The sequence below is a fragment of the Kitasatospora sp. NPDC057512 genome (assembly GCF_042802135.1).
Lineage (GTDB): Bacteria > Actinomycetota > Actinomycetes > Streptomycetales > Streptomycetaceae > Kitasatospora.
In genome coordinates this window covers 1-1549 of sequence record NZ_JBHVET010001175.1, presented here as the reverse complement: position 1 = coordinate 1549, position 1549 = coordinate 1, and the positions used below count along the sequence as shown (strand labels likewise).

2 protein-coding genes are annotated in these 1549 nt (G+C 77.5%); both read left to right on the top strand.

The features are described 5' to 3' along the window. Positions 1–586: AAA family ATPase (locus ACFU6K_RS38660; protein ID WP_380671298.1), on the top strand; the 586-nt coding region annotated here is incomplete at its 5' end. 60 nt (positions 587–646) lie between these two features. Continuing rightward, positions 647–1516, top strand: a complete 870-nt coding sequence (locus ACFU6K_RS38655; protein ID WP_380671296.1) for an NAD-dependent protein deacetylase — start codon at positions 647–649, stop codon at positions 1514–1516. Positions 1517–1549: the final 33 nt, after the last annotated feature.

Below are 1549 nucleotides of genomic sequence, written 5' to 3'. Positions count from 1 at the left end.
GGGCAAGACCACGCTGGCGCACGCCCTGGCCGACGCGCTCGGCCGGCCGGCGGTCTGCCGGGACGAGATCAAGGAGCGGATGGCCGCCGCCCGGCAGGCCCCGGCCGAGGACCTGGACCGGCGGACGCTGACCGAGTTCTTCCGCGGCATCGACGAACTCCTGCGCGCGGGAACGGACCTGGTGGCGGAGGCGGCCTTCCAGGACCGGCTGTGGCGGCCCGGTCTGCTGCCGCTCGTCGGCCGCGCCGAGCTGCGCGTCGTGCGCTGCACCGTCGACCCCGGGACCGCCCGCGAGCGCATCGCCCGCCGGGCCGCCGAGGAACCCGGGCGCGCCGTCCACGCGGACGGCGAGCTGCTGCGCCGCATCGCGAGCGGCGAGCGGCCGATCGAGTCCTGGGTACCGATCGCGCTGGACGCCCCCTGCCTGGCCGTGGACACCACCCGGGGCTGGAACCCACCCCTGGAGCGGATCACGGCCTTCGCCACCGGGGCCGCGGGTGCCGCCGGTGCCGCCGGAGCTGTCGGTGCTGCCGAGGAGCCGTCCGGCCGGGTCGGGAGCCACCCGCCGCGAGACGGGAAGGGCTGACAGAACCGCGCGGCGCCCGTCCCAGCCCCTCCCGGGGCGTCACGCCCTAACCTCGACGGTATGGACGCGTTCGAACACCCGGGCGGGCAGGCCGTCGTTCCCCCGGGGGAGGAGCTGGAAGCCCTGGTACGGCTGCTGGACCGGCGCGGCGCGGTGGTGCTCAGCGGGGCGGGACTGTCCACCGAGTCCGGCATCCCCGACTACCGCGGCGCCACCGGCCGCCGCCGCGGCGGCACCCCGATGACGTACCAGGAGTTCACCGGCAGCGCGGACGCCCGGCGCCGCTACTGGGCCCGCAGCCACACCGGCTGGCCCGCGATCGCCGGGGCCCGGCCCAACGCCGGGCACCACGCGGTGGAACGGCTGCGCCGGGCCGGGCACGTCGCGGCGGTCATCACCCAGAACGTGGACGGCCTCCACCACGCGGCCGGCACCCGGGAGGCCGTGGAGCTGCACGGCGGGCTCCGCCGGGTGGTCTGCCTCGACTGCCGCCGCACCAGCACCCGGGCCGAGCTGGACCGGCGGCTGGAGGAGCTCAACCCGGGCTTCCGGCCGACCGGGGCGGAGCTGCGGCCCGACGGGGACGCGCGGCTGCCGCGGTCCGTGGTGGACGGCTTCCTGGTCGCCGCCTGCACGGCGTGCGGCGGCGTGCTCAAGCCCGACGTGGTCTTCTTCGGCGAGAACGTCCCACCGCCCCGGGTCGAGCACTGCTACGAACTGGTCGACGCGGCGGGCTCGTTGGTGGTCCTCGGCTCCTCCCTGGCGGTCCTGTCCGGGCTGCGCTTCGTCCGCCGCGCCGCCAGGGCCCGGCTGCCGGTCGCGATCGTCAACCAGGGGCCGACGCGCGGGGACGAACTCGCCGGGCTCCGCCTCGACCTGCCGCTGGGGGCGGCCATGACGGAGGTCGCCCGGCTGCTCGACGCCGCCTGACCGGGCCTGACCGGGCCGGCCGGCGTTTCGGCC

Bases quoted from the DNA above. Each gene is read 5' to 3' on its own strand.
- ACFU6K_RS38655 (WP_380671296.1), top strand. From the start codon at position 647: ATGGACGCGTTCGAACACCCGGGCGGGCAGGCCGTCGTTCCCCCGGGG.